Source organism: Dietzia sp. SLG310A2-38A2 (assembly GCF_014145095.1).
Taxonomy (GTDB): domain Bacteria; phylum Actinomycetota; class Actinomycetes; order Mycobacteriales; family Mycobacteriaceae; genus Dietzia.
In genome coordinates this window covers 12,292-16,162 of record NZ_JAALDX010000227.1, presented here as the reverse complement: position 1 = coordinate 16,162, position 3,871 = coordinate 12,292, and the positions used below count along the sequence as shown (strand labels likewise).

The 3,871-nt window shown below is 67.7% G+C and carries 4 protein-coding genes; all 4 read left to right on the top strand.

What is annotated here, in order from left to right; translation table 11 throughout:
- A partial coding sequence (locus tag G6027_RS18415; protein WP_206682480.1) for a hypothetical protein occupies positions 1-202 on the top strand: 202 nt, incomplete at its 5' end.
- A gap of 28 nt (positions 203-230) precedes the next feature.
- Positions 231-1,721 (top strand): SCO6880 family protein, encoded by a 1,491-nt coding sequence (locus tag G6027_RS08610; RefSeq protein ID WP_346995666.1) that lies wholly within the window; start codon positions 231-233, stop codon positions 1,719-1,721.
- Positions 1,721-3,496: an ATP/GTP-binding protein gene (locus G6027_RS08605; RefSeq protein WP_241726956.1), complete on the top strand. Its 1,776-nt coding sequence runs from the start codon at positions 1,721-1,723 to the stop codon at positions 3,494-3,496. Before G6027_RS08610 ends, G6027_RS08605 begins: the two co-directional genes overlap by 1 nt.
- Positions 3,493-3,735 carry a transposase gene (locus G6027_RS08600; protein ID WP_017836505.1) on the top strand — a complete coding sequence of 81 codons (243 nt, stop codon included), beginning with the start codon at positions 3,493-3,495 and terminating at the stop codon, positions 3,733-3,735. The genes G6027_RS08605 and G6027_RS08600 overlap by 4 nt, the downstream gene beginning before the upstream one ends.
- Positions 3,736-3,871 lie beyond the last annotated feature (136 nt).

Genomic DNA, 3,871 nt, shown 5'->3' with positions numbered 1-3,871 from the left:
CGCGGCCGCCAAGCCTCAGGGCGGAGTTGCTGGTGCGGTGGCCGGCGCGGGGCGCGGCGCCAGTGCTGTTGCAGGCCTGGCGGGTGCGGGAGTTGGCGCGGTGGCTTCGGCGGCGCATGGCGCAGCACGCATGACCCAGTCCACCGAGCAGATGCTCGACGGTGCCCTGGCCGCGCACCCGACTCCCCACCACTACCGATAGAAGAGCGCAGAGGAGACAGCTGGTGTCTATGACAGGCGAGGCCACGGACCTGCGGCTCTACACGCTGGGCGAGAAGTCGCAGCGCACGGGCATGTTCGGCCTGCCACTGCGGGCGACGATCATCGCCGGGATCGCGTTCATCGTCGCGATGTTGGTCCTGATGCAGGGCGGGTTGGGCGCGGGGGCGCTCATTGCGGTGCTGGCGGTGGGGTACCTGGCCCCGGCGGTACTGCGTATCGGAAATCGAACTCTCTACGAGGTGGCACAAATGAGATGGCAGTTCTGGCGGGCGCAGGCAGCTGGGTCGACGGTGTACCGGTCCGGGCCCAACTCACGAGTGCCGGGGGGTCGATACCGGCTACCGGGAGCACTGGCCAAGACCGAGCTCCACGTCGGCCGAGACGTGGCCGGCAATGACTTCGCGCTGATCCGAGACCGAGCACTGAACCAGTACACGGTCCTACTCAACGCGTCCTCGCGTGGGCAGGAGCCGCTGACGGTTGCCAACCGCAACGACATGACGGCCGAATGGGGAGCCTGGCTGGCCGACCTCTCGCTCAACGACGACGTGGTGGCCGCCACGGTGACAGTCGAGTCCTACCCGACCACCGGCCAGGACCTCATGGCGGCAGTGAAGAACTCGGTAGACGAGTCCACGCCCGAGATCGCCCGCAGGATTCAGGCCGAATCAGCGGTGGAGTTCGCTCGCGGCAAGCTCGTGACCCGCTCGTGGATCGCGATCACGTTCAAGGCCGCTACAGCGATGCAGCGCAAGGACCCCGAGGCGATGGCCACGGACCTGGGGTTCCGACTTCCGGGCCTGTATCAGCGGCTCGAGTACGCCGGGGTGTCAGCCACACCGATGAGCCCGGAGGCCGCGGTGGGTCTGGCAATGCGCTGCTATCGCCCAGACCTCGAGGAGGTCATCAACAGGGCACGCCTGGCGTCCGAACCGCTGGGAGTGGACTGGGAGGATGCCGGTCCAGCCACGGCAGTGGCCAAATGGAACCACTACCGGCACGAAGACTGGGTCTCGCGCAGTTTCGAGATGGCCGCCCCGCCGGCAGCAGCCTTCCCGGACCACGTTCTGCGGCCGCTGCTGGAGCCGAAAACGGACATCCCGCGTAAGCGGATCACGCTGGTGTACCGGCCGATCGCCGCCGGTGACGGGCAGCGGCAGGTGGAGAAAGAGCACACTGACGCGGTCAACGCCGCGAACAAGACCCGCTCGATCGGTAAGGCCACGGCGGGCCTACGTCTGGAACGCACCGAGGCCGCCCGGCAAGCGCTGGCCCGAGGTGGGCAGCTGGGGGAGTACTCGCTGCTGGTGACCCTGACCCTGCGGGACACAGAGCTGCTCGACCAAGGGGCGGCGATCATCGGCCAACTCGGCAACCGATCGCAGCTACGGCTGCACTCGACCAACGGCCAGCAGGATGCAGCGTTCGCCGCGGGCCTGGGCCTGGGCGTTCTGCTCGATCAGAAGTCCACGATCTCGAGTTTTGCGAGGGCCGAGTAATGGCGCGCCGGTCGAAGACCCCGATCGGGCCGGCCGAGCTCGAGGAGCTGCACTCGCGCGTCACTGCGGGTGACGCGCCGCCTCCGTGGGTGGTGACTCCGACAGGTCGGGCGTACAAGCGATGGTGCGATGAGCACCCGGAGCGCGCCGAGCAGGTGCGCACCGCGCGACAGGTGCCTCAGGTCCGCTACCGCAAGCCCCGGTTCACCAGTCGATACGGCTCGGTCGACGGTCGCGGGTTCAAGGGCGCGTTCTCGGGCCGTATGGCTGTGGCCTCTGCTCCTGGTGCAACGCAGACCTCGACGAACTACGGCTGTGGGTTCAACCCCTGGGTGGTGGGGGCGACCGCCCCGGCAGTGGGTGTGCCGTTGGGAGTCCACGCCCAAACGGGGCAGGACGTCTCGGGGGACGTGCTGTCGTGGTTCAAGGCGGGGATCATCGGCAACCCCTCGGCCTTTGTGCTGTCGCTACCCGGTCTGGGCAAGTCGACACTCATTCGCAAGCAGTTCATCGGCGCGGTCGCCCAAGGGCATGTGCCGATCGTCGCTGGTGACATCAAGGGCGAGTACGTGGCGGTGACCGACGCGATGGTCACCCCGGCCGGAAAGCGCGGACAGGTGATCCGGCTGGGCCACGGTCACGGGCACCTGAACCCGCTGGCCGCGGGAGCGCTAGGGGAGGCGATCCCGGTGATGCGGGCTCATCTGGAGGAACTGCACGCCCGGGGCGAGGACAACACCAGGCTGGCCGAGGCGATCACCGAGACCGAGGAGTCGGTGCACTCCCGGCAGGTGACGATGGTGATGGCTCTGGCCGAGCTGATCCGTGGCCGGACCCTGGCCGACTTCGAGGGGTTGGTGATCTCCGCGTCGTTGCGGTCCATGCGAGAGTCCGGGCAGTTCTCGTTCTCCTCGCCACCGCTGTTGCGCGATCTGATCGACTTCATTCGGTCGGGTAGCGACGGGCTACGCCGCGCGCTGTTCGTGGCCGACGAGACCGAGTATCGCCGCACCGTGCAGACCCTCGTACAGACCCTGGAGTCACTGACTGACGGGGTGATGGGACAGGTCTTCGCCGAGCACACCACCACCAAGATCGACCTCGACGCCCCCGCGATCTGTATCGACGTCTCGGCCATCTCGCGCGGTGACCAGTCCCTCAAGGCAGGGGTGTTGCTGGCGTGCTGGTCGGATGCCTACGGGGCGATGGAGGCCGCGCACGTGCTGGCCGACTGCGGCCTGGCCAATCAGCGCTACTTCCTGGCGATCCTGGATGAGATGTGGGCGACCCTCGGAGCCGGCGCGGGGATGGTGCAGCGAGTAGACGAACTCACCAGGCTCAACCGCACCGATGGCACGGGACTGCTGATGATCACCCACACAGGACGCGACCTGGAAACGCTGCCCAATGAGGTCGACGTCAAGACCGCGATGGGGTTCATCGAGCGGGCCGGCATGGTCATCTGTGGCGGTCTGCCCGCCGGAGAGCTGGACCGCCTCAAGGGCGTACTCCAGTTCAGCGATGCGGAAGCGGCCATGATCACCGCGTGGTCCAAGGGCGCTCCGATCGAGCGCACGCAGCTACGCCAAGAGAAGAAGCGTCCGCTGGGCCAGGGCATGTTCATGCTCAAACCGTCCAAAGACGGAACCCACGGGATCCCGATCCACGTGCAGCTGACCCATACCGAGCGGGCGACCAACATCCACGACACCAACACTCGGCTGCGGGAGTTCCTCGACGCCGCGCCCTCGTCCCAGCAGGCGGCGATCGCATGAACGCCTCACCGTACGACGACGCCTTCCGCAACCAGGTCGTAGAGCGGCTGGTCGACCTAGAGCCCGGGTTCCCCTCAACCTCCGCCGCGGCAGAGGTCGTCGCCCGCGAGTTCGGCATCAGCCGCGACTCCGTGCGCCGCTGGGCGGTCGCAGCCGGGGCATGGATGGCCCACAACTCCTCCACCCTGCGGGCACTGCAAGCCGAGAACGCCGCACTGCGGGCACAGCTGGGCCGGTAGTGACGATGCGTCCGGTCAAGCTCGTCGTCGGCCTGGTCATCGGTGTCATCCTGCTGGCGCTGGTGATCGTGGTGATCCTCGGGCCGACCAGTGACGACCGGTGCCTCCCCGACGGCGGCATCACCGGAGGCGGCGG

Coding starts and splice junctions, on each gene's coding strand:
- G6027_RS08610 (WP_346995666.1), top strand. CDS start 231: ATGACAGGCGAGGCCACGGACCTGCGGCTCTACACGCTGGGCGAGAAG.
- G6027_RS08605 (WP_241726956.1), top strand. CDS start 1,721: ATGGCGCGCCGGTCGAAGACCCCGATCGGGCCGGCCGAGCTCGAGGAG.
- G6027_RS08600 (WP_017836505.1), top strand. CDS start 3,493: ATGAACGCCTCACCGTACGACGACGCCTTCCGCAACCAGGTCGTAGAG.